This window comes from Mycobacterium sp. 1245805.9, from assembly GCF_001672915.1.
Lineage (GTDB): Bacteria > Actinomycetota > Actinomycetes > Mycobacteriales > Mycobacteriaceae > Mycobacterium.
On the sequence record NZ_LZKR01000156.1, the window covers coordinates 102,348 to 127,368 of the forward strand.

Genomic DNA, 25,021 nt, shown 5'->3' on the forward strand with positions numbered 1-25,021 from the left:
GCGGGCGGGAACAAGGGCAGGCCACGCGCCTATGCTGGCGGAGGCTTGGGGGTATTCGGCGGGGCGAGGAGGCCAAGATGGCGGCGCGAGCGGTGCGGTTCGACCGTTATGGGGACCGCGACGTGTTGTACGTGGCGGATGTGGACATGCCGTCGGCGGGCCCGGGCGAGGTGGTGGTCGAAGTCCGCGCCGCCGGGATCAACCCCGGCGAGGCCGCCATCCGAAGCGGGGCGATGCACGACATGTTCCCCGCCACCTTTCCCTCCGGCGAGGGCAGCGACCTCGCCGGGGTGGTGACCGCCGTGGGACCGGGGGTGACCGAATTTTCCGTCGGCGACGAGGTCCTCGGCTTCAGCTTCCGCCGATCCAGCCACGCCACACACACCGCCGTCCCGGTCGACCAACTGATTCGAAAGCCCCCCGAATTGAGTTGGGAGGTAGCGGGTTCGCTGTACGTGGCCGGCGTGACGGCCTACGCCGCCGTTCGCGCGGTCGACCCGAAACCGGGCGAGACGGTTGCCGTCTCGGCGGCGGCGGGAGGGGTCGGCAGCCTCGTCGTGCAGCTGTTGGTCCTGCGCAAGGCGGTGGTGCTCGGTATCGCCGGGCCGGGCAACGCCGACTGGCTGCGCGCCCACGGCGTCATCCCTGTCGAGTACGGCGACGGCCTGGCCGACCGGCTGCGAGAGGCGGCGCCCGACGGGATCGACGCGTTCATCGATCTGTTCGGCCCCGACTACGTCCAGCTCGCCGTGGATCTCGGCGTCGCGCCCGATCGGGTCGAGACCATCATCTCGTTCCAGAAGGCCGGCGAGGTCGGCGCCAGGACCGAGGGCAGCGTGGACGCGTCGACGCCGGAAGTGCTCAACGAGATGGCCAACCTGGTCGCGACCGGCGCCATCGATTTCGAGGTCGCCGGCAGCTACCCGCTGGACCGCGTCGCCGACGCCTTCGAGGAAGTCGAAAAGCGGCACACCCGCGGCAAAATCGTTCTGCTGCCGAACGGCTCACAATGATTCACAGCGATGTGGCCGGCCCGATGATGCCGGCCTGCACGATCTTGATGATCACGAACACGACGGCCACGACCAGATAGCCCCGCAGGGTCAACAGCCCGGCCCGCCGGATCGGCGACATGGCCGGCCGGTCCAGCATGGCGAGGTTGGGGGTCTGCCAGTGTGCCCGGTCCTGCCGGCGCACGGCCCGCCGCTCGGCGCGCGTGAGGAGCGGCGCGTCGTCGAGTTCGTCCACCTCTTCGGGATCCAGGCCCCCGCCGAGCGCCCCCGCGATGGCTTCCGCGTCCCGCAGGTCGCGACGCCGCGCGCCGGTGACGATCGCGACGGCCCCGCCCGCGATCCCGATCGCCGCACCGGCCGCGAGGCCGGCCCCGATGGTGGCCGTCGACAGGCCCGGGAAGAAGGTCGTCGCCGTCAGCGCGAGCGACAAGACCACCAGACACCACACGACGGCCCACGCGATGATGTTCTGCCGCACCGTGTTTACCCACGGCCCGAGCACCGCCCGGTCGTTGCAGAGCAGGACCAGGAACACCGTCGCCGAGGGCAACAGGACACCCGCCAGGGCCTGCACGCCCTGGGTCACCAGGCCGAGGACGTGGTCCGGGCTGAATGCGACCGCGGCGGACACTGCCAGCAGCACGGCGTACCCGCCGTAAAATAGGGGAGCCTCGCTGATCTTCCAATGCAGCGAGTGCCGCTTGCCCAGCGCGTCACCGACGGCATAGGTGGTGGCCAGCCCGATCGCGTTGGCGCCGATCAAGGACGCGTCCAGCAGGATGACCGCGAACAACGCTCCCACCGTGCCGCCCAGGTGCCGGGACAGGCCCGCGGCGACCGCACCCGCGTCGGTGAAGCCGCCGACGTCGCTGGTGCCGGCGAAGCCGAACGCGGTCACCGCCATCAGGGCCGTGGCGCCGACCATGACGACGACGATCCCGATGATCAGATCGGCTCGGGCATAAGCGATCCAGCGGGTCGTGATGCGCTTGTCCACCACATTGGACTGCTGAAAGAACAGCTGCCACGGCGCGACCGTCGTGCCCACGATCGCGATGACGAGCAGCAGCACGGTCGAGTTGAGCCCGCCCGGGAATTGCGGCACCAGCCCGCCCACGGTGCCTTTCGGCGTGGGATGCGCCATCAGCACCATGGGAATGATGAGCACGTTCACCGCGATCAGCAGGAACATCAGGCCCTCCCAGCGGCGGAACGAGCCCCCGGCCACCACGGCGAACAACAACACCGCGGCGGCCGGGATCGCGATCGCCTTGGGGCAGCCCAAGAACCCGAGTGCCAGTGATACTCCGATGAATTCGGTGACGATCGTCAACGCGTTGAGGATCAGCAGATCACCGACGCTGAAGGCGCCCCAGAACTTGCCGAAGCGCTCGAAGATCAGCCGCGCGTGGCCGACCCGGGTGACAGCGCCCAGCCGCAGCACCATCTCCTGATTCACGTACAGCACGGGGATCAGCATCGCCAGCGTCCACAGCAGCCCCATCCCGTAGTTCTGCCCCGCCTGCGCGTAGGTCGCGACGCCGCCGGCATCGTTGTCGCCCACCATCACGATCAGTCCGGGGCCGGTGATGACCAGCAGCGTCCGCAGCCGCCGCCACCGGCCGCCGGTGCCTGGGTGCGCGGCGTCCCGGTGGATGCGACCGAACGCGCCGACGATGTCGCCGGCGTGCGCCGAATCCAACACGGCTTGGCCCGGCGCCTCGGACGCACCCAGGCCGCCGCGCGGCTCGGTGGAGATCGACGTCATCGAATCCTCGCTAGCTGGAATAGGTTCGGGCTCGGGTCAGCGAATCAGCGCCGATTGGCCGCGCTGTCCGCCGGGTGTCCGCCCAGCGAGGCCGAGATGACCGCGATCGGCATCCGCGCGACATAGAGGTTGGCCCGCTCCTGGGGAGTCAGCGTGCTGCGCGCGTGCAGCTTGCTGACCAAGAGTCGGCCGATTCGCTGCATCGGCCGGCCGCGTCCCCGCTGCGGACCGGTAAGGCGGTGGGTAACAACAAAAGCCATGATCGTCTCCTGACGGGAGGTCCGATCGGCTCGTGGCATAGGGCTAGCCGCCGGCAAAGTGCTTGATGCGCAGCGGTATCGGTCGCCCGAGGAAATCAGGCGGCGAAAAGAATGCCGGAACCGGATCGGGACAAGACGGAATTGGGATACGGACTGTCGCCGGGACTCATCTCGCCCTCACCTCCTCACGGCCGGGACACACGCGGGTGTCGTCACATTCACCTGAACGGGAGGAGGCGAAATGACCGGCGGAAAACCACCGGCCGCACCCCTCTCGTCGGAGCTTCGGCACTGCACGGCGTATCCGATGGTTCCGGAAGCCACTTGGGCTCAACCCTTGGGTCCGGGAAGAGCTGTCCTGACCCGGGGCGTCTCTCGACGTTCGGGGTCAGTGGCCTGTATCCGTGCAGACGCCTCACCTACCGAGGTGCTTGCCCGTCCATCTTGCACCGCGCCCCGACGGGCGTCAAATTAGTTTACGTAACCATTACGTTGGTTTTTGTTAACCCACGGGCCCATCGGGCGTCGCGACTACCCTCGAAACCATGGCTAATACCTTGCAGGCGCCCAAGGTCGCGACCGTGCTCGACCGGATGTACACCGAATCGAAAAATCAGATGTCGCGGTTGCGAGAAAGGGTCGGCGATTTCGACCGGCCGATGAGCGCGCAGGAGCGCGCCGACGCGATGAGCGAGTTCTACATTCCGGTGACGCCCGAATCCGGCCGATTGCTTTATGCGCTGGTGCGGGCCACCCGCCCGGCCACGGTCGTGGAGTTCGGCATGTCCTTCGGCATCTCCGCGGTTCACCTGGCCGCGGCGGTGCGCGACAACGGCACCGGCCGGGTGGTGACCACCGAGCTCAGCGCCACCAAGATCGCCGCGGCCAAGCAGACGTTCGCCGAGACCGGCCTGGACGACGTGATCACCATTCTCGAGGGAGACGCGCTGACCACGCTGGAAAAGCTGGACGGCTCCGTCGATTTCGTGCTGCTCGACGGGTGGAAGGACCTCTACCTCCCGGTGATCGAGCTGCTCGAACCGCGCCTGAAGACCGGCGCGCTGATCGTCGCCGACAACGCCAGTGCCGCGGATATGCGGCCGTACCTGGACCGGGTGCGGGACCCGGACAACGGCTACGTCAGCTTCAACTTCCTCGTCCGGGAAAGCGACAGCATGGAAATCAGCTGCCGCACCGGCGATTAACGGTTATCTCAGGGATTCCTCGAGCCAGGGCGTCAGCCATTTCACCCCTTCGGGGGTGAGATGGACGCCGTCGCTGCGCACCTTGATGCCGTCGACCTTGGTCGTGTAAACCCCGTCGGGGCAGAGCTTCTTGTTCAGGTCGAGGATCTGGACGCCCCCGTGCTGGGCGACCGTCTTGCGCAGCATGGTGTTCCAGAGGTTGACGCGATCGGGCTGGTCCTCCGGGTACAGCCGGCCGTCCGGCTTCTCGCCGCCCCGGCTGTACGGCACGGTCGCCACCACCACACGAATTCCGTTGGCGCTCAGGATGTTCAGCGCGCGCTGTAATTCGCCGTTGAGGTAGGCGTCGAAGGTCGGATCGCCGATATGGGTCCATTGCCCTTCGTTGACCCGATCGACCGTCTCCCAGCGGCCGATGATCAGCAGCGCGACGTCGGGCTGATCCTGGCCGAGCTGCGCCGACCACCTGATGGGCCAGCCGTCGCATTCGGGTCTCTGCTCAAGTGTTTGGCCGATGTACCGATACGGCGTGCCGCGCACCAGGCTGCAGCCGATGACGGTGTGGTCGAGGAACGCGAAGCCGGGCGTCGGTGGCAGATAATGCATCCAGGTCCACCCGATCGAGTCGCCGAAGACCGAAACGGTGAAGGGCCGGTGGGGATCGCGCGGCGCCGGGCGGGCACCACCGGGCGGGGACGGCGAGACCGCGGCCACGGCCGAGACCCCCGGCGGCAGGCCCTCGCGCAGGCCGGGTCCGGTGCCCACGGGGACCACCAACAGCGTGACCGCGGCGGCGCCGGCGGCGGTGGCCGCCGCGAGCGGCAGCAGCGGCACCCGCGCCGGCCGCCACCGCCGGATGGGTTGTTCGATCAGCCACCAGGACGCGGCGGCGATCACCACGGTGGCGGCGCACCGCGCGCCGAACAGCGGCAGCCCGGACCAACCGGTGCGTTCCCCGTTGAGGGCCAGGAAGATTGGCCAGTGCCACAGGTAGACGCCGTAGGAGATGGTGCCGAGCCACACCAGGGGACGCAGGGCCAGGATGCGGGCGATGGCGCCGCGCTGCTCCATCGCCACCGGGGCGACCACGAGGACGGACGCGACCGCGACCCCGATCAGCAGACCGTGCCGGAACTCGCCGGCGCGGCCCGACGCGAAGTGCGTCGCCGCCGCCAGACCCGCCACACCGAACAGCGGCAGGAAGCGGGCGACCCGCCGTCCCCACCGGCTCCGGATGAGGCACCAGCCGCGGTTCATCGACGGCCAATCCCGCACCAGCAGGGCCGCCGCCGCGGCGCCGGTGAGCAACGCCTCCGCGCGGGTGTCGGTGCCGAAATAGATCCGGTCCCGCGTGGAGTCGGAGGCCAGGACGATCGCGACGGCCGCGGAGGCGAGCGCGCCGGTGGTGGCGATCAGGAAGGTGGCGAACCGCACCCCGCCGACGGTGGCCCGCCGAAAGTAGCGCCTGGCCCGCGCGGCCAGCAGCAGGGTCACCGCGATGAGCAGGACCGGCCAGATGAAGTAGTACTGCTCCTCCACTCCGAGCGACCAGGTGTGCTGCAGCGGCGACGGCGGGGCCCCCTGGGTGAAGTAGTCGGTCTTCTGGGCCACGAACCGCCAATTCGCGACCCACAGGAACGCGGCGATCGCGTCGTCGCGTAGTCCGGTGAGCGACTGGCTCGGCAGGAGTTCGCGGGCCGCGCCCACGGTGAGCACCATCAACACCAGCGCCGGCAGCAGCCGTCGCGCCCGCCGAATCCAAAAGCCGGTCAGCTCAATTCGGCCGGTGCGCTGGAGTTCGTCGAGCAGCAGCGAGGTGATCAGGAATCCGCTGAGGACGAAGAAGATGTCGACGCCGATGAATCCGCCGGCCACGCCCGGGATGCCGCCGTGCCCGACGAGCACCAGCGTGACCGCGATCGCGCGGAGCCCGTCGAGCGCCGGGATGCCGCTGCGCCGTTCCGGTTGATCCCAGATCGCGATGCGCCCGGCGCGGCGCACTGGAGCGACCCATCGCGGGCGCCGAGCAGAACGCGCCGGTGCGGGATTCCTCCCGCCCGGCTCAGTGTCCGCCGTTAACGCGTCCTGGCCCATGCCGATACGTCGCTGCCCCTCCTCGTGATCGCAGCCAGCCTAATTGCGGGGGCGCCCGGAAAGCCGGAAAGACACGCGCCCCCGGGACCGCATCAGAGGGGAAATCGGTTGCGGATCCCGTTGAAGCGCTCCCACATCAACGCGGTGCGTTCGGCGCTGGTGACGCGCGCGGTTTCCGGCGGCAACGCGCGCTCGAGGTCGGCGTGTTCGACCAGCCGCGTCGTCAGCGCCGCGGGCTCACCCGCGAGCATGTGCCGGTAGGTGAGGTTTCCCCGTTCGAATCCCTGGGTGTCGATCCAGTTGTGAAAGCCCGGGTCCTGGTGGGCAAGAATCAGTCTGACTTTGCCGTCTTCGTCGACGGATGCGCGGCTGGGCGTGTAGCTCACCGGCCGGTAGAGGAAGTCCATGCTGGTGAAGTACGCCCCCATGTTGGTGATCATCCACAACCCCTCGTGGGCGTCGAACTCGACGATGAGGGCTTCGTCGGGGCCCAGTTCCCAGTACATGTTGGCGGCGGACCGGCCGCGTCGGGCGTCCGCATCCGATGCGTCCGCGCGGGGGAACCGGTTCGGATGTTCGGCGTCGACGCCGCCGTGGGTGAACGGGAACTCGGGCCAGTCGCTCATCAGCCCGGTGACGAAATCACCCGCCCAGCGCATGGCGGCGGTCATGGTGTCGGGGGTGGGCAGCGGCTTCGGCGAGGTCATGTCGATGCGCTCGATCCGCATTCGGGCGGGGCGCTCGTCCCAGCGGTCGAAGCCTTGGCGGATGAACAGCTTGCGCGAGTGCGCGGTGGTCGGCAGCCAGTTCGGGTCGCGCTCGGGACCGCCGATATACAGCTCGAAGGTGCCGTCGGGCTCGACGCGCAGCTGGTGGCCGAGCAGGTTGACCTCCGGCACGTCGCCGAACGGTTCGTGCAGGACGTGCGGGCCGGCCGGGCGCGCCCCCTGCACGGTGATGTTGAAAAAGGGTGCGGTGCCGCGGGTTCCGGTGATCCGGTACGTCGACTCGCCGTCGATCCAGACCTGTTGGTAGGTGAAATCGGCGCAGTCCCCGCCCAGTTTGCGGGTCGGGTTGCAGAACGCGTGCAGCACCGGATAGCGGGTGTCGCGGGTTTCCAGGGCCAGGTCGAAGGCTTGCCCAAGGTTCTGGGTGAGGAAGCGAAACGCGTCGGCGCGCTGCAGGCCGGAGGTCGCGTTGAAATCCTTGAACGCCTGCTTGCCGGCGGCCTTCAGTCGCTCGCAGAATTCGCTCCACGCGCGGTCCAGCGCCGCGTCGTCGGGACCGTCACCGAAAGTCACTGTGCCCCTGCCTTTCTCGGCTGCTCAGCCGGCGAGCCTGTCGAGCATTGCGGTCACGGCCGCGCACGCGCGCCCGGCCGCCGCTAACCTGCCCTCCGCGTCGATGCGGGGGCCGAGCAATTCCAGGTCGAATCCGAACCGGTAGCCCCCGGCCAACGCCTGGGCTACGAAGGATTCGATCGGAATCGCGCCGTCACCGGGCACCGCGCGGGCCGGGAGGGCGCGGTCGCCCAGCACGTAATCGCTCAACTGGATCAGTTGGGTTCGGGGCAGCGCCCGCCGCAGCAGTTCCGCGAGACCGGCTTCGGCCCAGCAGTGGAACAGGTCGATGCAGATCCCGAGTCCGGCCAGCTCGGCGAGGGTGATCGTGTCACGCAGGCTGTGTGCGAAATGGATGTCGGCGTACAGGCTCGACGCGTTCTCGATGGCCAGGCCGACCCCAGCCCGCTCGGCCTGTTGCACACACGGCTCGATCGCGCGGCAAAACCGCTCGGCCGCCCGCTCCCAGGTGAGCCCGTCCCGGCCGCCCGTGAGCAGGTAGATGCACCGTGCCCCCGTGGCCGCGGCCGCATCGATCAGCCGGGACAGGTCCGTCCCGGCGCCGAACAGGTGGTAGACCGCCTCGACCGCGTACCCTTCGGCGCCGATCAGGCGAACGAAGCCGGGGTCGAGGAGCTGCGTGTCGAGGACGCTGAGGTGCCGCAGGCCAAGGGCCTTCCAATTCTGGTGCAGCTCAGCGGTATCCGCACCGAGGAACGTCACGTTGTGGACCGATAGCGCGCGCACGAGTGTCTCAGTCCCGCTTTTCGATGCTGACCCCGAACCGCTCCCGGAAGGGCGCGAACTCGGCGTGCAGGTCGTCGAGGTTCTCGCCAATGTCGGTCAGCAACCGGGTGGAGTAGCGGAACTTCCCGTAGCGGTCGCCGCGGTTGTAGGCCAGGTAGTCGCGCATCGACGCCTCGGCCTCGCCGGTGAGGGCCCGCCCGCAAAAGGCGTAGTAGCGCCCGACGGTCGCGACCGGGTCCGCGATGAAGTCGGCGTAGGGGACGTGCAGGATCCGCGGGTCGTCGACCAGCGGGTTGGTCATGGTGTTGGCGATGCTGGCCCGGGTCATCTCGAGATGCTTCTTCGCCTCGACCGCGAGGTCGATCGGGCCGACGATACCGTCGAGGATGTCGGCCATCATCATGGTGCGCGACGCCGCGACCTGGACCGGGTCACGATGCAGCCAGAGCAGGTTAGCGTCGGGATAGGTAGCGAACAGCTCCTTGAGCCGAAAGCCGTGGAATCCCTTCAGCACCCAGTACTTTCGGGGCCGGTGGTACTGAAACTGCTGGAGCATCGCCTTGTGCAGGCGGTACTGCGCGGCCGCATCCGTCGGCAGGCCACCGACGAGGGTCTGCATCGGCACCCGCCACCACGCCGTCGGCGTCATCACCCGAAAGTCGAACGCCCAGGTGCGCTCGTCCTCGGGGAGACCGTCGCCGAGCATGTCGTTGTACGGGTGGCTGAGCAGCCATTTGGGCATCTTCGCGTTGATCTCGCGCCAGTCGGCGTCCGCCTGGGTCCGGCGGGGGTCGTCCGGGCGGGTGGTGCCGGGAGGGGGCGACGGGTACATCACCTCCCAGAACCGCAGCGCACGCGCGTGCGGGTCCACCGCCATCAGCGCGTGCACGAGCGTGGTGCCCGAGCGCGGTTCCCCCGTCACGAACATCGGGTGATCGACCACCTCGGCGGCGATCGGATGGCGGTTGCGGTCCTCGATCAGCTCCAGCCGCGACGTCAGCAGCCAGTGACAAACGGCTTCGGCTTGTTCAATGCCGTTGGCGTCCAGGCCGATACCGTTGAGGTGGCCGACGGCCAGGCGGAACCGCTCCGGCAGGGTCGGGTCGCCGTAGTCGTCCAGTCCCGTCTCGGCCTGCGCGCGGGCAAGCATCGCGGACGCATCGAGCCGCGGCGTCATGGTTGCCCTGCACATAGAGTCAACAGCTCGTCCTCCGTCTCGCGCACGTTGGCGGCCGACGCGGCGCTGAATTCGAGCCCGGCCATCGCCGCGTAGTCCAGGATCTTGGGGACGCGGAGCCCGGCGTCCACATAGGACTTGATGGCTCGGGCCACCTGTTGCGGCGTGCCGTGCGGGACGACCGCCCGAATCGCGTCGGGATCGACGCGGCCCAGGAAGTCGACGATGCGTTCCCGCGTGAGCGTGGTCGGGTCGATGTCATGGAATCCGCCCCAGTCATCGCCCATCGGATGGTCAAAGCCGAATTGGCGCAGGACCTCCGCCGATACCTGCAGCAGGAACGCGGCCACCAGCGGGGCGCGGACGATCTCCTCTATCGCGTCATCGTCGGCACCGATCAGGCACACCTGCACATAGGCCGGGGTGATCGCCATCGGGTCGCGGCCGGCCCGCTCGGCCGATTGCCTTACCGCGCCGAGCATCTCGGCGTAGTGCTCGGGGCTCCTTGCCCCGGCCGGCCACCAACCATCGGCGTAACGCCCGACGATGTCGAGCATCCGCGGCCCGCTGGCGCCGATCCAGATCGGCGGGAACTGCCCCCGGTAGGGCTCGGCGTCCAACAGGGCGTGATTTAGCCGGTAGAACCGCCCCTCGAAGTCCACCGGCCCGTCGCTGTCCCAAAGCAGGCGGATGACTTTCAGCGCCTCCTCGAAGCGGCTGACGGGTCGGGCGAAGTCGAATCCGTAGGGCACGATGTTTTCGGTCTCACCGCTGCCCAGGCCCAGGATGAATCGCCCACGCGACAGGTGATCGATGGTCAGCGCGCTTTGGGCCAGCATCGCGGGGTGGCGACGCACCGTGTCCACGACACAGGTGGCCAGGGGCACCGAATCGGTCAGCACGGCCGCGGCCGCGGCGACCGCCATGCCGTCGAGGTTGCGATGCGGCGATGGCGACGCCGTTGCGAGATCGGTGAACTCCGGGGTCCACACCGCGTCGGGCCAAAAGCTCACCATGTGATCGGGCAGCCAGATCGAGTGGTATCGGCCGGTATCCAGCTCGGCCAGGCCCGACAGGTTCAGCGGGAGCGTGGTGCGCACGAACGCCGCGGGCGAAACCTTCACCGAGTGACCCACTCAGAGTTCAGCGCGAAGTCCGACATGTACCTGGTCGAGCTCCAGCCGCCGTCGACGACGATCGTCTGCCCGTTGATGAAACTGCCACCGGGCGAGCACAGGAACGCGACGGTGCTGGCGATGTCGTCGATGGTCCCCAGCCGCTGGTGCGGCGTGAGCTCGGCGTTGATCTTGCGGAATCGCGCGTCCTCCAGCCGCTTTTCGACCATCGGCGTCACCGTCACGCCGGGCGCGACTGCGTTGCAGCGGATGCCGGCGGCGCCGTACTGGCAGGCGATGTGGGTGGTCAGCGCGGTCAGTCCGCCCTTGGCCGCGGAGTAGGCGCCGCCGCGCAGGCCGCCGACGACGGCGAAGGTCGACGTGATGTTGATGATCGCCGAGCCGGGACCCATGTGCGGCAGCACCTCGCGCGTGAGCCGAAACGGCGCCCGCAGCATCAAACCCAGGAAATAGTCCAGTGTTTCGTCGTCGGTTTCGTGTACCGGTTTGGGGTTGCCGACCCCGGCGTTGTTGATCAGGAAGTCGACGTGACCCCAGCGGTCGACGGCGGCCCCGACGATGCGCCGCGGCGCGTCGTCGTGGGTCAGGTCGACGGCCAGGGTCGCGACACGAGCCGGGTCGGCGATGGACTTCTGCAGCTCGGCCAGTCGGTCCTCGTCGCGGCCCGTGCCCAGGACCGCCATTCCCATCTCGGCGAGTCTTTGTGCGCATCCCAGACCGATGCCGCTGGTTGCGCCCGTGACGATTGCGACCTGCATGTTACCCATCCTGTGGCTCCGCCCGTGTTAAGGCCGCCCTGATCTGATGTTTGAGGATCTTGCCCGCGTCGTTCTTGGGCAGCGCGTCCCAGACGACCACCTGTTCCGGGGCCTTGAACTTCGCCACGCCCTTGCTTTGCAGCAGGGCGAGCAGGTCGGCGACGCCCGGCTCTGAGTCGCCCGACGGCACGATCACCGCGCACGCGCGTTCCCCGGTCCGGTCGTCGGGCAGGCCGACGACCGCGATCTCGGCGATGCCGGGGTGCTCGGCGAGCAGGTCCTCGACTTCCTTGGCCGAGATGTTCTCGCCGTTGCGGATGATGACGTCCTTGGCCCGGCCGGTCACCACGAGGTAGTGGCCTTCCAAACCAGCTGAGACCCAGCGACCGAGATCCCCGGTGCGGAAAAACCCTGCGGCATCGAACGACTCGGCATCGTCGCGCCGATGTCGGTAGCCCAGCAGCATCTGCGGGCCGCGGACGCAGATCTCGCCGTCACCGTCGGACGCGGAGTCGTGGGCGACGAGTTTGATCTCGGCGATGCCGGCCCGCCCGTCGGTGTCTGCGGCGCGGTCGGCCTCGTCTGGCCGGGGCGCGCCGACGGTGGCGACGGGCACCTCGGTGCAGCCGTACACCCGGGTGACGACCGCACGGTCGAAATAGTCGGCGGCGCGCCGGATCAGCGACGGCGACACCGCGGCACCGCCGCAGATGAACACCTTCAGGTCGGGCAGGCGGGTGCCGGCGCGCTCGGCGGCGGACAGCAGCTGCTGCAGGAACGGTGTCGCCCCGGCCATGTGGGTGCAGCGTTCGCGATCCATCAGCGTCACGGCCGCCTCCGGATCCCACCGGTCCATCAGCACCGCGGTGGTGCCCAGCAGCAGCGGGCATTCGAACGCGTAGATCGACCCGCCGATGTGGGCGATGGGTGACGGAACCAGGAATGTGTCGCCGGGCTCGACGTTCCACTGGTCGCGGATCTGACTGATCAGCGCGTGTATCGAATTGTGGCTGTGCAGCACGCCTTTCGGGCGGCCGCTGGTCCCCGACGTGTACAGGACCATCCGCGCGGCGTCGGGATCCAGCGCGGGCAGCCGCGCGGGATCGGGGCGATCCTCCAGCAGCGCCGGATACGGTGTGTGCGCACCGGATTCGCCGCGCAGCACGACGACCTCGGGAGCAGGGCGCATCGCGGCGGTGACGCGTTCGAGCATCGCCGCGTAGTCGTGGCCGCCGAACCGGTGCGGGACGAAGATCATCGCGGTCTCGACGTCCTCGAGGATGAAACGCAAATCGCGGTCGCGCAGCGACGGAAGGATCGGGTTCACCACCATCCCAGCCAGCGTCGCGGCGAGATAGATGACGGCGGCCTCGTGCCAATTCGGAAGCATGAACGACACCACGCTGCCGGTCGGCATGCGCGCCATCAGGGCGTTTGCCAACCTTGCCGCCTGGCTGTAGAGCGCGGCGCAATCCAGCCGAGTGTCCCCGTCCACCAACGCCGTTCGCCGCGGCGAGGTCTCGGCGGCCGCCCGCAGCGAATCGGCCAACGTGGTGCTGACCCACAGCCCACGCCGGTATGCCTCCGCCGCGAACACCGCGTCTCGGTGGGCCCCGGCCATCACGTCCGCCGGCCTAGTCATTCACGCGGCGCATGGTCATCGCGTACCGGAAGCTCGACGACAGGTGGGTGTTGACCGTTACCTGGGCGACCTCGCCGTCGGAGGTCTTGTAGGTGCGCCGCATCTGCAGCGCCGCAGTGCCCGCCGCGGCCCCGAGGCCGTCGGCCAGCTCGGGGGACAACAGCACCGCGGCGATCTCCTGGCGCAGCTCGGCAATGCTCACCCCGAACAGGTCCTCGATCAGCGGAAAGATCGGGCCGGTGTGGCGTTGCAGCAACCGGCCGACTGCGGCGAAATCGCGGTTGATGTAGTACTCCGTTCGGCACAGGGGCACCGACGCGCCGTCGGCCCGACGGTAGCCGCGCACGGACAGCCACTGCGTGCCGGCCGGCAGCCCGGTCCGGGCGGCGAGTTCGTCGTCGATCTGCACCATCTCGTTGGACTCGATGTTCAGCTGCGCGCCGGACGCGAACGCGAGCAGGTCGTCGATCGACATCGTGTCCTGCGCATAGGAACTGGTCGCCGGCCGCGGAACCACCCGGGTGCCCGCGCGCGGCCGCGACGCGACCAGGTTGTCCTCGCGCAACCGGCGCAGCGCTTCGCGCACGGTGTAGCGGCTGACCGCGAATCGCTCGCACAATTGGTGCTCGGTGGGCAGCTGCGAACCCACCGGGTACACGCCGTCGACGATCTCCTTGCGCAGCGTGCGCGCGATCTGCAGGTAGCGGTGCTCGGTCGAGATCGCTTGGGACATCAGCGGCCGTCCCGCGATCGGCGCAACGCCAGCACACTGCCGTCCCCGTCGGCCGAGACGTACAACATCCCGTCGGCCGCGGCGGCGATGCCGGCGAAGGGGCCCTGCGGGCCGGAAAACGGCGGCATGCCCTTCAGCGGCTTGGGCGCCACGCCCGGCGGGGGGCCGACCGGCAGCCCCGACGCGACGGTCTGCCGAACCTTGGTAGTCATGTCGAACGCGACCACTTCCTTGGCGCCGGCGTCGACGATGTAGAGCACACCCTCGTGCACGCAAATGCCCTGCGGGCGTTGCAGATCGGCGACGACCGTGTCGGTCGTCGATCCGCCTACCCGGACCACCCGCCCCGCGCCGGCCTCCGCGACCAGGCACGCCCCGTCGACGCCGGCCGCGACGCCGACTGGCTCGCGCAGGCCGGCGGCCAGGACGTCGACGCCACCCGAGCGAACCGACAGCACCCGCCCGGTGCCCAACTCGACGACCACGATCCCGCCCGGGGTCACCGCGACGCCGTAGAGCTGGTCGAAACCGTCTGCCAGCACCTCGGTTTCGCTCGCCGCCGGCCGGTAGCGGCCGACCTGTCCGCCCGAGGTGGTGACGACGAACTCGCCGGGCCCGCTCGAGACGACGCCGCGCAGGAATCCGGGATAGCCCGGGCTGAACAACATCCCGACGGTCTGCAACGACCCGTCGGGCATGACGGCATAGAAGTACGTGCCGTCGGCGACGTAGAGCCGCCCGTCGGGGCCCACGGTGAGATCCAGCGGCCAGTTCAGCCCGCCGGGCAGCACGGTTCGCGCTGCACCCTCGGGTGATATCTCGGTGATCTCGCCGGTGAAATTGGACGCCAGCACCCGATCGCCGACCACGGTGCAGTTGTCCAGCCCCGGGCTCAGCTGGGCCAGCAGCCGCCGCTCGCCGCTGCGCGGGTCGATGCGCAGCACCTGCCCGCTGGCCACCTGGGTCGAGACGATGTGGCCCTGCGGGTCGAACTTGACCGAGTCGGGCACACCGAGATCGCGCGCGACGCATTGCGGTTCGCCGCCGTCGGGATGCACGCGCCAGATCTCGTTGGCGCCCATCACCGGGAAATAGAGCAACCCGTCCGGGCCGACCTCCATCGCGTTCGGGGAGGGCACCCCGTCCAGCAGCACCCGCGGCGGCCCGCCGTTCAGGTCCAGCTCCAAGAGCCGCCCACCCTCGCGGCATTCGCCGATGAACAACCGGTCGCCATGAAAGGTGATGCCGTTGGCCGACGGAACGTCGTCGCGCAGCACCCGGGTCCGGCCGGCGGTGTCGCGCACGCTGACCCGCCCGTCCATCACCTCGGTCGCGTAGAGGTTGCCGCGCGCGTCGAACGCGACGTCGTCGGGGGCCACGATGTCGCCCCCCTTGGGGCTGAATGTCTCCAGCTCGCCGGTGCGGGGATCCAGCGCGCTGATCTGGCTGCCGGTCACCTGCGCGATGTACACGCGCCCGTCCGGGCCGGTGCGCAGGCCGTTGGCGCCGAACAGGCGGCTGGGAGCGGTGACCCGCTCGAGTCGCCAGCCATCCGCCACTTCGATCGACTGCGGTGCCGCATACCGGGATGGCTGCGTTGCAACGCCTCGTATAGCGGCCATGTCCTGCCGAGGTCCTTCCGTCAGCCGTTTTGAGCTGGACGCTATCAACTCGTTCTAGTCCAGACAATAGCTTCCAATGCATCGTGTCTCGGCCTTGACAGCCCGCTTCGGCGATGGGAATAGTGTTCTCCAAAGGACAGAACGCTATGTCTTGTCCGGACAAAGCGGCGCGGCAGATAGCAGGTCATGGACGATCTTCTGGGGCTAGAGGGGCGCGTCGTCGTGGTTTCCGGTGCCGGCGGCGGCGGCATCGGCACGACGGTCACCGCGATGGCCGCCCGGGCGGGGGCCACGGTGATCGCGGTGAGCCGGTCGAAGGAAAACCTCGACGAGCACGTCGCCCCGCTGGCACAGCAAGGCCTGGCGGTGGTGCCGGTGGCGGCCGACGCGTCGACCGACGAGGGCATCGCCGCGGTGATCGAGCGGGCGCGGCGCGCCGACGGCAGCCTCTACGGTCTGGTGAACGTCGCGGGCGGCGCCGAGCCGTCGACGTGGATGCCGTCGACGCGGGTGACGCGCGGCGACTGGCGCAAGATCTTCACCGACAACCTCGAAACGGCGTTCTTCATGAGCCAGGCGGTGGCGGCCGAACTCGTCGCACAGCAGCGGCCCGGGTCGATCGTGTCGATCTCGTCGATCAGCGGCATGAACACCGCGCCGTTTCACATCGCGTACGGGACCGCCAAGGCCGCGATCGCGGCCATGACCCGGACGATGGCGCTCGAGCTGGCGATGTCCGGGATCCGGGTGAATGCCGTCGCGCCCGGGGTCACCGAGACCGCGGCCTCACGCACCTACGTTGACGAGGACCCGGACCGGGATCGCCAAGCGATCGCGATGGGCCGGCGCGGGCGGCCCGAGGAGCAGGCGGGCGCCATCCTGTTCCTGCTCTCGGACCTGTCGAGCTACATCACCGGCCAGACGCTGCTGGTCGACGGCGGCCTCGACCTCAAATGGAGCCACCTCGGCGCCGACAACACCTCGTTGTTCCTCAAAGACGAATCCTTCCGCGCCGCGATCAGGAGGATGTTGTGACTGACACGGAAGTCCAAGCGACCGAAGAACTTTCGAAGCCGATGACGATCGGCGTCGAGGCCTACATCAGCGAGGACTACGCCCGCGCCGAGCGCGACAAGCTGTGGCGGAAGGTGTGGCAGCAGGTCGGCCGCGTCGAAGAGCTGCCCGAGGTGGGCAGCTACCTGACGCACGACATCCTCGACGACTCGATCATCGTGGTGCGCACCGGCGAGAACGAATTTCGCGCCCACCACAACGTCTGCATGCACCGCGGCCGCCGGCTGATCGACACGCCGCAGGGCGCGAAGAACGCCTGCGGCCGCGCCCGCAAGTCGTTCGTGTGCGGCTTCCACGGCTGGACCTACGGCCTGGACGGGGCGTGCACCCACATCCGCGAGCAACAGGACTGGCAGGACGCGCTGACGCCCGACAACACCCACCTTCGACCGGTCAAGGTCGACACCTGGGGCGGCTGGCTGTGGATCAACATGGACCCCGACTGCGAGTCGCTGGCCGACTACCTGTTTCCCGCCGCCAAGATCCTCGACCCGTTCGGGCTGGAGAACATGCGCTTCAAGTGGCGCAAGTGGCTTTACTTCGACTGCAACTGGAAGGTCGCGTTGGAGGCCTTCAACGAGACCTACCACGTCTACACGACCCATCCGGAGTTCAACAAGTTCGGCGAATTCAAGGGGTGGGCCAAGGCGCAGGGCAGGCACAGCAACATCGGCTACGACGCCCCGGACGACCTCGCGGCGACCAAGTCCAAGATCCGACTCGGGACCGGCGCCGATCCCCGCGTGTCGACCGCGGAGATGCAGATCTACACGATGGAAGAAACCAACACCTCCACCACCGAGACACTGGTGAACGCCGCCAAGCGGTTGGTCGACGAACTGCCCGAGGGCACCCCGCCCGACAAGGTCCTCGAGCACTGGCTGGCGTCCGCGCTCCGCGACGACGAGGCCCGCGGCGTGATCTGGCCGACGATCCCGCCCGACATCCTCGGGCAGGCCGGCACCGCGTGGCAGATCTTCCCGAACTTCCAGATCGGTCAGGGCCTGACGGTTGCGCTGTGCTACGGCGCCCGGCCGGACCCCGGCTACAACCCCGACAAGTGCATCTTCGAGGTGTCGGTGTTCGAACTATTTCCGAAAGGCGAAGAGCCGCAAACGGAATGGGAATACACGCCGGTCGGTGACCCCCGGTGGCGCTCGGTATTGCCCCAGGACTTCTCCAACATGGCCGCCGTGCAGCGGGGCATGAAATCGCTTGGCTTCCCGGGCACCAAGCCCAACCCCTACCGCGAACGCAGCACCGTCAACCTCCACTATCAGCTGTCCAAGTACATGGGCACCGGCGAACCGCGGGAGCTTTGAGATTGTGACCCAGTTTGATCAGTGCGGGCCGACGCAGACGCCGGACGACATCGACATCGACGCCCTGCGAAAGAAGTACCTGCACGAGCGCGACAAGCGGCTGCGCCCGGAGGGCTCGAAGCAGTACCTGGAACTCAAGGACGAATTCGCGGAATTCGCCGAGATCGATCCCCACACGCCGGTGACGCCGCGCACGCCGATCGACGAGAACATCGACGTCGCCGTGCTGGGCGGCGGCATCACCGGGCTGCTGGCCGGCGCCTACCTCAAGAAGGCCGGCGTCGAAGACGTGCACATCATCGAGATGGGCGGGGACTTCGGCGGCGTCTGGTACTGGAATCGCTTCCCGGGAATCCAGTGCGACAACGACGCCTACTGCTACATCCCGATGCTCGAAGAACTCAACTTCATTCCGTCGAAGAAGTTCGCCGACGGCCCCGAGATCTATGAGCACTGCCGCCGCATCGCAAAGCATTTCGGGCTCTACGACGGCGCGATCCTGTCCACCCAGGTCCGCGCGGCGCGCTGGGACGACACGATCAAGCGCTGGCGGCTGAGCACCAACCGCGGTGACGACATTCGCGCCCGGTTCGTGGTGATGGCGCAGGGCTCGTTCAACCGGCCGAAGCTGCCCGGTGTTCCCGGCATCAAGGACTTCAAGGGACACATGTTCCACTCCGCCCGCTGGGACTACGACTACACGGGCGGGGACTCCACCGGCGGGCTGCACAAGCTGCACGACAAGCGCGTCGCGCTGGTGGGCACCGGTGCGACCGGCGTGCAGCTCGTCCCACACCTGGGCCGAGACGCCCAGCACCTCTATGTCTTTCAGCGCACGCCGTCGTCGGTGGACCTGCGGGGCAACGAGCCGACGGACCCGCGGTGGGCGGCCTCCCTGCGGCCCGGCTGGCAGGAAGAACGCAAGCGCAACTTTCACCGCTGGTCACCGCTGGGCGAGGGCGTGGTGTTCGACGAGCCCGACATGGTCTGCGATTTCTGGACCGAGCTCGGCCGCAACCTGACCGCGCGGGTCGCGGCCGCCGAGGATCCCGCGTCACTGACCATCGAGCAGATCATGGCGATGCGCGAGGAAGAGGACTACAAGGTGATGGAGCGGCTGCGGCGCCGCGTCGGGGAGCTGGTCGACGACGCGCTGACCGCCGAAGCGCTCAAACCCTACTACCGGTTCATGTGCAAGCGGCCCTGCAGCAACGACGAATACCTGCCGACGTTCAACCGCCCGAACGTCACGCTGGTCGATGTGTCGGAATCCAAAGGTGTGGAACGGCTCACCGAGAACGGGATCGTCGCCAACGGCGTCGAGTACGAGGTCGACTGCGTCATCTTCGCCAGCGGTTTCGAGATCACCACCGACATCAGCCGCCGGTACGCGGTCGACGTGATCGAGGGCCGCGACGGCCTGTCGCTGTTCGACCACTGGCGCGAGGGCTACAAGTCGCTGCACGGGATGACCAGCCGCGGCTTCCCCAACCAATTCTTCACCGGCTTCATCCAGGGCGGCGTGGCGGGAAACACCACCGCGATGCTCGAGCAGCAGGCCGAACACATCGCATACATCGTCGCCGAGGCGATGGCGCGCGGCGCGACGACCGTCGAGCCGAGCCAGGAAGCCCAAGACGGCTGGGTCAAGACGATCCGCGAAACCTCGATGGACAACACGGAATTCGCGGTGTCCTGCACGCCCGGCTACTACAACAACGAGGGCGGCGGTGGCGGTGAGGGCATCCGCTCGGCCATCGGCGATCCGTACATGCCGGGCTTCTACGCGTTCGACGACTTGCTCAAACAGTGGCGCGGCAGGGGCGAGCTCGAAGGCCTGGTACTTGGAACATAATGGCTGACTTGAATTTTCGGGACAGGGTGGCGATCGTCACCGGGGGCGGCCGTGGGCTCGGCCGCGCCTATGCCATGCTGCTGGCGTCGCGCGGGGCCAAGGTCGTCGTCAACGACCCGGGCGGCGGCCTCGACGGCGAGGGCAGCGACGTCGGTCCCGCCGAGCGCGTGGTCGGCGAGATCGATGCCGCCGGAGGGCAAGCCGTCGCGTGTACCGAGTCCGTCGCCACCCGCGAGGGCGGCGACGCGATCGTCCGGGCGGCGCTGGAACGCTACGGTCGCCTCGACATCCTGATTCACAACGCCGGCAACGTCCGGCCTGGCTCGCTGAAGGAGATGAGCTACGAAGACTTCGACGCCGTGCTCGACGTGCACCTGCGTGGCGCGTTCAACGTTGTGCGGCCGGCGTTTCCGGTGATGTGCGGGGCCGGCTACGGGCGCATCGTGCTGACGTCCTCGATCGGCGGCCTGTACGGAAACCACGGCGTGGCCAACTACGCGGCGGCGAAGGCCGGCGTGGTCGGGCTGTCGAACGTCGCCGCCCTCGAGGGCGCGGCGGAGGGCGTGACATGCAACGTGATCGTCCCGGCCGCGGTGACGAGGATGGCCGATGGCATCGACACCTCGGCCTACCCGCCGATGGGTCCCGAACTTGTCGCGCCTGTGGTGGCCTGGCTCGCCCACGAGACCTGTTCGGTGACCGGGGAGATGTTCATCGCGCTGGCGGGCCGGGTGGCACGGGCAGTGATCGCCGAAAGCCCCGGCGTGCACCGGAAGTCGTGGATGGTCGAGGATGTCGGCGCGCATCTCGACGCGATCCGAAACGTCGAGGCGCCGCTGGTCTTTCCGGTCGTTCCCGACGGTCACGGCCGGCACATCCGCTACAGCTTCGAGCTCGCGCACCGTTCCAGCGAGCGGGGCGTGCTGCATGGCTAGCCGGGCGGGCGCGGGACCGCTGGCGGGCGTGCGGGTGATCGACCTCACCGCGATGGTGATGGGACCGTACTGCACCCAGATCATGGCCGACCTGGGCGCCGACGTGATCAAAGTCGAACCGCCCCAGGGCGATAACACCCGCTACATCTCGGTAGGTCCCGCGCCGGGCATGAGCGGGGTGTTCGTCAACGTCAACCGCGGCAAGCGCAGCGTGGTGCTGGACCTGCGCACCGACGAGGGAACGCGGGCGCTGCGCGGCCTCGTCGAGACCGCGGACGTGTTCATTCACTCGATGCGCGCCAAGGCGATCGCCAAGCTGGGCTTCGCCTACGACGACGTCGCCGCGATCAACCCGGCGATCGTCTACACCAACTGCTACGGGTACGGGCGGCGCGGACCCGAACGGGACCGGCCCGCCTACGACGACACCATCCAGGCCGAATGCGGCCTGCCCGCGGTGCAGCAGCAGCTGACCGGCGAGGCCGACTACGTCGGCACCATCATGGCCGACAAGGTCGCCGGGCTGACCGCGCTGTACGCGACGACCATGGCGTTGTTCCACCGCGAGCGCACCGGCGAGGGGCAGGAAGTCGAGGTCGCCATGTTCGAAACCATGGCCTCGTTCATGCTCGTCGAACACGCCAACGGCGCCCTGTTCGACCCTCCCCTGGGCCCGGCCGTCTATCCGCGCACGGTGGCGCCCAACCGCCGGCCCTACCGCACCAGCGACGGCCACATCGCCGCGCTGATCTACAACGACAAGCACTGGAACGCGTTCGTCGATGCGGTGCGGCCGCCCTGGGCCGGCGAGCTGTATTCGACGCTGGAAGAGCGCGCACGCCAGATCGACACCGTGTACGGGTTGGTGGCCGAGACGATGAAACAGCGATCGACCCAGGAGTGGCTCGCGCTGTTCCGCGAGCTCGAGATACCGGCCGCGCCACTGAACACGCCGAGCGCGCTGTTCGACGATCCGCACCTCAACGCCGTCGGCATGTTCCAGACCGTGGACACCCCGCACGGGCCGGTGCGGTTTCCCGGCGTACCCACCTGGTTCTCCCGGACACCCGGTCGCGTCGCGGGGCCGGCCCCGGAGCTCGGCGCCGACACCGACGAAGTGCTCGCCGAGATCGGCGCGGCCGTCCGCGACGGAAAGGAATACTGACCATGGCTGTGCCCGTCTACCACCGCATCCTCGACCTGTTCGAGGTCGAGGGCGTGAAGACGCTGTTCGGCATCCCGGACCCGAACTTCGTGCACATGTTCACGGAGGCCGACGCCCGGGGGTGGTCCGTGGTCGCACCGCATCACGAACTGAGCGCGGGCTTCATGGCCGAGGCAGCGTCGCGGATGACCGGTAAGCCCGGCCTGTGCATCGGCACGCTCGGACCCGGCATGGCCAACATCGCCGGGGCGATCCAGTGCGCGAAGGTGGAGAACTCGCCGGTGATCTTCATCGGCGGCCAGCGCGCCCGCATCACCGAGCGCCGGGTCCGGCGCGGCCGCATCCAGTTCGTCCGGCAGGAACCGCTTTTCGCGCCGTCGGTCAAGTACAGCGCCTCGATCGAATACGCCGACCAGACCGACGAAATCATTCACGAGGCGATCCGCCGGGCCATGTCGGGAACACCCGGGCCCGCCTACATCGAGTACCCGTCGCACGTCATCCTTTCCGAGCTCGACGTGCCGGATCCGCTGCCGCCCAACAGGTATCGGCTCGTCAACCAGACCGCGGGTGAGCGCGAGGTGACCGAAGCGGCGAAGTTGATCCGGGCAGCCGAGAGCCCGATCCTGTTGGTCGGCCACGGGGTGCACACCTCGCGCACCGGTGCGGCGGTCCGGGAGCTGGCCGACCTGATGGCCTGCCCGGTGATCCAGACCTCCGGCGGCACGTCGTTCATCGACGGCCTCGAGGACCGCACCTTCGCGTACGGATTCTCGCCGGCGGCCGTCGAGGCGGTGGTGCAGTCCGATCTGTGCGTCGCGCTCGGCACGGAGCTCGGCGAACCGAGCCACTATGGCCGGACCCGCCACTGGGCGCCGAACGACGCGAAACGCAAATGGGTTCTGGTCGAACAGGATCCGGTGGCTATCGGCGTCAATCGGCCCATCGACGTCCCCCTGGTCGGCGACCTTCGCGGGGTGGTGCCCCAGCTGGTGGACGCGCTCCGTGACACGCCGCGAAAGGCTTCGGCCGCTTCCAAAGCCGACCTCTCCCGCTGGATCAAGCAGGACGCGGCGGAGCTGGCGCAGCTCGCGGAGAACGCGCCCACCGGCCGCACGCCGATCCACCCGGCGCGGTTCGTCGTCGAGGCCACTCGTGCGTTCCCGAAGGACGGCATCCTGGTCCGCGACGGCGGCGCGACCGTCATCTTCGGTTGGACCTACTCCCAAGCCAAACCGCGCGACGTCATCTGGAACCAGAACTTCGGCCATCTCGGCACCGGCTTGCCGTACGCGATCGGGGCCTCGGTCGCCGAGGGCGGCAAGCGCCCGGTGATGCTGCTGACCAGCGATTCGGCGTTCCTGTTCCACATCGCCGAGCTGGAAACCGCGGCGCGGCAACGGCTTCCGCTGGTGTGCGTGGTGGGCGTCGACCACCAATGGGGCCTCGAGGTGGGCGTCTACAAGCGCACCTTCCCCCAGCCGTCACCCCAGCCCGGCGTGCACTGGAGCAAAGACGTTCGTCTGGACAAGGTCGCCGAGGGCTTCGGCTGCCACGGCGAGTACGTCGAGAAGGAGGACGAGATCGGTCCGGCGATCGAGCGGGCCTACGCTAGCGGCAAGGCGGCCGTGGTCCACGTCTGCATCGATCCGAAGGCCAATTCCGAGGAGATGCCCAAATACGACGAATTCCGCACCTGGTACGCAGAAGGCACCCAGTAGGTAATAAGGAGTAGTCATGCGCGAGTACTTGAAGTTCTACATCGACGGCCGCTGGGTCGACCCGGTGCGGCCCAATACGTTCGACGTCGAGAACCCGGCAACCGAGCAGGTCTCGGGAAAGATCTCGCTCGGCTCCGCGGCCGACGTCGACGTGGCGGTCAACGCCGCCCGGCGCGCCTTCGACGGCTGGTCGCAAAGCACCCGGGAACAGCGCCTCGAACTGCTGGAGGCGATCCTCGCCGAATACGGCAAGCGCGCGGGCGATCTCGCCGACGCGGTCACCGAGGAAATGGGCGCGCCGCCGTCGCTGGCCGCCGGCCCGCAGGTCCAGCTCGGGCTCGGCCACCTGGCGACGGCGATCGACGTGCTGAAGAACTTCCAGTTCTCCGAACAACACGGGGCGACGCTGATCGCCAAGGAGCCGATCGGCGTGTGCGGGCTGATCACGCCGTGGAACTGGCCGCTCAACCAGATCGCGGTCAAGGTCTACCCAGCGTTGGCGACCGGCTGCACGATGATCCTGAAACCGTCCGAGGTGGCGCCCTTCTCCGCCTACATCTTCACCGAAATCCTCGACGCCGCGGGTGTCCCGGCCGGGGTCTACAACCTTGTCAACGGGGACGGCCCCGGCGTCGGCGTCGCGCTGGCCAGCCACCCCGACATCGACATGGTGTCGTTCACCGGCTCCACGCGCGCCGGTGTCGAGGTGGCCAAGAACGCCGCCACGACGGTGAAGCGGGTGACCCAGGAACTCGGCGGCAAGAGCCCCAACATCGTCCTCGACGACGCGGGCTTTGCCGACAGCGTCCGCGCCGGCGTGGCCAACATGATGCCGAACACGGGGCAGAGCTGTAACGCGCCGTCGCGCATGCTGGTCCCGAATTCACGGATGGCCGAGGCCATCGACCTCGCACGCGAGGTGGCCGAGCAGGTGAAAGTCGGCAACCCCGAAGACAAGAGAGCGATCGGACCGGTCGCCTCACAGGCGCAATTCGAAAAGGTCCAACGCCTGATCCAGACGGGCATCGACGAGGGCGCGACCGTCGTGGCCGGCGGACCGGGCCGGCCGGCGGGGCTGGACAAGGGTTACTACGTCAAGCCGACCGTCTTCGCCAACGTCACCAACGACATGACGATCGCGCGCGAGGAGATCTTCGGTCCGGTGCTGTGCATCCTCGGCTACGACGACCTCGATCAGGCCGTGCAGATCGCCAACGACACCGATTACGGCCTGGCCGGTTACGTTTCGGGCGCCGACCTCGACAAGGCCCGGGAGGTGGCCCGCAAGATCCGCGCCGGCTGGGTGACGATCAACCACGCGTTCGACATGAATTCGGCGTTCGGCGGCTACAAGCACAGCGGCAACGGCCGCGAGTGGAGCGAGTTCGGGTTCCACGAATACCTGGAGGTCAAGAGCACCCTGGGCTACGCGCCCCAGAAGGGATGAAACACGG

Annotated in this window: 20 protein-coding genes and 1 riboswitch; of the genes, 9 read left to right on the forward strand and 11 right to left on the reverse strand. The window is 68.4% G+C overall.

Annotated elements, in window-relative coordinates; all coding sequences use genetic code 11:
* Positions 1 to 77 precede the first annotated feature (77 nt).
* Positions 78 to 1,013 (forward strand): NADP-dependent oxidoreductase, encoded by a 936-nt coding sequence (locus A9X00_RS21280; protein WP_067158016.1) that lies wholly within the window; start codon positions 78 to 80, stop codon positions 1,011 to 1,013.
* A gap of 1 nt (position 1,014) precedes the next feature.
* Here A9X00_RS21280 and A9X00_RS21285 read toward each other — a convergent pair whose 3' ends face one another.
* Complete coding sequence (locus A9X00_RS21285; protein ID WP_067158018.1) at positions 1,015 to 2,781, reverse strand: NRAMP family divalent metal transporter; 1,767 nt, start codon at positions 2,779 to 2,781, stop codon at positions 1,015 to 1,017.
* A gap of 44 nt (positions 2,782 to 2,825) precedes the next feature.
* Positions 2,826 to 3,041: a hypothetical protein gene (locus tag A9X00_RS30875; RefSeq protein WP_156772213.1), complete on the reverse strand. Its 216-nt coding sequence runs from the start codon at positions 3,039 to 3,041 to the stop codon at positions 2,826 to 2,828.
* A gap of 262 nt (positions 3,042 to 3,303) precedes the next feature.
* Positions 3,304 to 3,475: riboswitch (M-box (ykoK) riboswitch) on the reverse strand.
* Between the two features lie 111 nt (positions 3,476 to 3,586).
* Between A9X00_RS30875 and A9X00_RS21290 the strand changes: the two genes are divergently transcribed.
* Complete coding sequence (locus A9X00_RS21290; protein WP_067158022.1) at positions 3,587 to 4,246, forward strand: O-methyltransferase; 660 nt, start codon at positions 3,587 to 3,589, stop codon at positions 4,244 to 4,246.
* Between the two features lie 3 nt (positions 4,247 to 4,249).
* On the opposite strand, the gene A9X00_RS21295 is transcribed toward A9X00_RS21290, so the two are convergent.
* The 9 genes from A9X00_RS21295 to A9X00_RS21335 all read right to left on the reverse strand — a co-directional run bounded on the left by A9X00_RS21295 (position 4,250) and on the right by A9X00_RS21335 (position 15,495).
* Positions 4,250 to 6,340 (reverse strand): acyltransferase family protein, encoded by a 2,091-nt coding sequence (locus A9X00_RS21295; RefSeq protein WP_156772214.1) that lies wholly within the window; start codon positions 6,338 to 6,340, stop codon positions 4,250 to 4,252.
* Positions 6,341 to 6,432: 92 nt separating this feature from the next.
* Positions 6,433 to 7,641, reverse strand: coding sequence for a DUF1214 domain-containing protein (locus A9X00_RS21300; RefSeq protein WP_067158028.1), 1,209 nt, complete (start codon positions 7,639 to 7,641; stop codon positions 6,433 to 6,435).
* Positions 7,642 to 7,665: 24 nt separating this feature from the next.
* On the reverse strand, positions 7,666 to 8,427 hold the full coding sequence (locus tag A9X00_RS21305; protein ID WP_067158030.1) for a sugar phosphate isomerase/epimerase: 762 nt from the start codon (positions 8,425 to 8,427) through the stop codon (positions 7,666 to 7,668).
* Between the two features lie 7 nt (positions 8,428 to 8,434).
* A complete protein-coding gene (locus A9X00_RS21310; protein WP_067158033.1) occupies positions 8,435 to 9,604 on the reverse strand; it encodes a sulfotransferase in 1,170 nt (389 codons plus the stop codon).
* Positions 9,601 to 10,728, reverse strand: a complete 1,128-nt coding sequence (locus A9X00_RS21315) for an LLM class flavin-dependent oxidoreductase (protein ID WP_067158113.1) — start codon at positions 10,726 to 10,728, stop codon at positions 9,601 to 9,603. Before A9X00_RS21315 ends, A9X00_RS21310 begins: the two co-directional genes overlap by 4 nt.
* Complete coding sequence (locus A9X00_RS21320; RefSeq protein WP_067158036.1) at positions 10,725 to 11,507, reverse strand: SDR family NAD(P)-dependent oxidoreductase; 783 nt, start codon at positions 11,505 to 11,507, stop codon at positions 10,725 to 10,727. The genes A9X00_RS21315 and A9X00_RS21320 overlap by 4 nt, the downstream gene beginning before the upstream one ends.
* Positions 11,500 to 13,119 carry an AMP-binding protein gene (locus A9X00_RS21325; RefSeq protein ID WP_197515225.1) on the reverse strand — a complete coding sequence of 540 codons (1,620 nt, stop codon included), beginning with the start codon at positions 13,117 to 13,119 and terminating at the stop codon, positions 11,500 to 11,502. Before A9X00_RS21325 ends, A9X00_RS21320 begins: the two co-directional genes overlap by 8 nt.
* 13 nt (positions 13,120 to 13,132) lie before the next feature.
* Positions 13,133 to 13,873, reverse strand: a complete 741-nt coding sequence (locus tag A9X00_RS21330; protein WP_067158042.1) for a GntR family transcriptional regulator — start codon at positions 13,871 to 13,873, stop codon at positions 13,133 to 13,135.
* Positions 13,873 to 15,495 (reverse strand): SMP-30/gluconolactonase/LRE family protein, encoded by a 1,623-nt coding sequence (locus A9X00_RS21335; protein ID WP_067158045.1) that lies wholly within the window; start codon positions 15,493 to 15,495, stop codon positions 13,873 to 13,875. The genes A9X00_RS21330 and A9X00_RS21335 overlap by 1 nt, the downstream gene beginning before the upstream one ends.
* 186 nt (positions 15,496 to 15,681) lie before the next feature.
* Between A9X00_RS21335 and A9X00_RS21340 the strand changes: the two genes are divergently transcribed.
* The 7 genes from A9X00_RS21340 to A9X00_RS21370 are packed head-to-tail and all read left to right on the forward strand — an operon-like array spanning position 15,682 to position 25,014.
* Positions 15,682 to 16,530, forward strand: coding sequence for an SDR family NAD(P)-dependent oxidoreductase (locus A9X00_RS21340; protein ID WP_067158048.1), 849 nt, complete (start codon positions 15,682 to 15,684; stop codon positions 16,528 to 16,530).
* Positions 16,531 to 16,571: 41 nt separating this feature from the next.
* A complete protein-coding gene (locus A9X00_RS21345; protein ID WP_067158051.1) occupies positions 16,572 to 17,891 on the forward strand; it encodes an SRPBCC family protein in 1,320 nt (439 codons plus the stop codon).
* Positions 17,892 to 17,895: 4 nt separating this feature from the next.
* On the forward strand, positions 17,896 to 19,746 hold the full coding sequence (locus A9X00_RS21350) for an NAD(P)/FAD-dependent oxidoreductase (protein WP_067158055.1): 1,851 nt from the start codon (positions 17,896 to 17,898) through the stop codon (positions 19,744 to 19,746).
* A complete protein-coding gene (locus tag A9X00_RS21355; RefSeq protein ID WP_067158058.1) occupies positions 19,746 to 20,681 on the forward strand; it encodes an SDR family NAD(P)-dependent oxidoreductase in 936 nt (311 codons plus the stop codon). The genes A9X00_RS21350 and A9X00_RS21355 overlap by 1 nt, the downstream gene beginning before the upstream one ends.
* 19 nt (positions 20,682 to 20,700) lie before the next feature.
* The gene (locus A9X00_RS21360; protein ID WP_067158116.1) at positions 20,701 to 21,846 is read left to right on the forward strand and encodes a CaiB/BaiF CoA-transferase family protein; all 1,146 of its coding nucleotides are present in this window, start codon (positions 20,701 to 20,703) and stop codon (positions 21,844 to 21,846) included.
* A 2-nt stretch (positions 21,847 to 21,848) separates the two neighbouring features.
* Positions 21,849 to 23,567: a thiamine pyrophosphate-binding protein gene (locus tag A9X00_RS21365; RefSeq protein ID WP_067158062.1), complete on the forward strand. Its 1,719-nt coding sequence runs from the start codon at positions 21,849 to 21,851 to the stop codon at positions 23,565 to 23,567.
* 16 nt (positions 23,568 to 23,583) lie between these two features.
* The gene (locus A9X00_RS21370) at positions 23,584 to 25,014 is read left to right on the forward strand and encodes an aldehyde dehydrogenase family protein (RefSeq protein ID WP_067158065.1); all 1,431 of its coding nucleotides are present in this window, start codon (positions 23,584 to 23,586) and stop codon (positions 25,012 to 25,014) included.
* Positions 25,015 to 25,021: the final 7 nt, after the last annotated feature.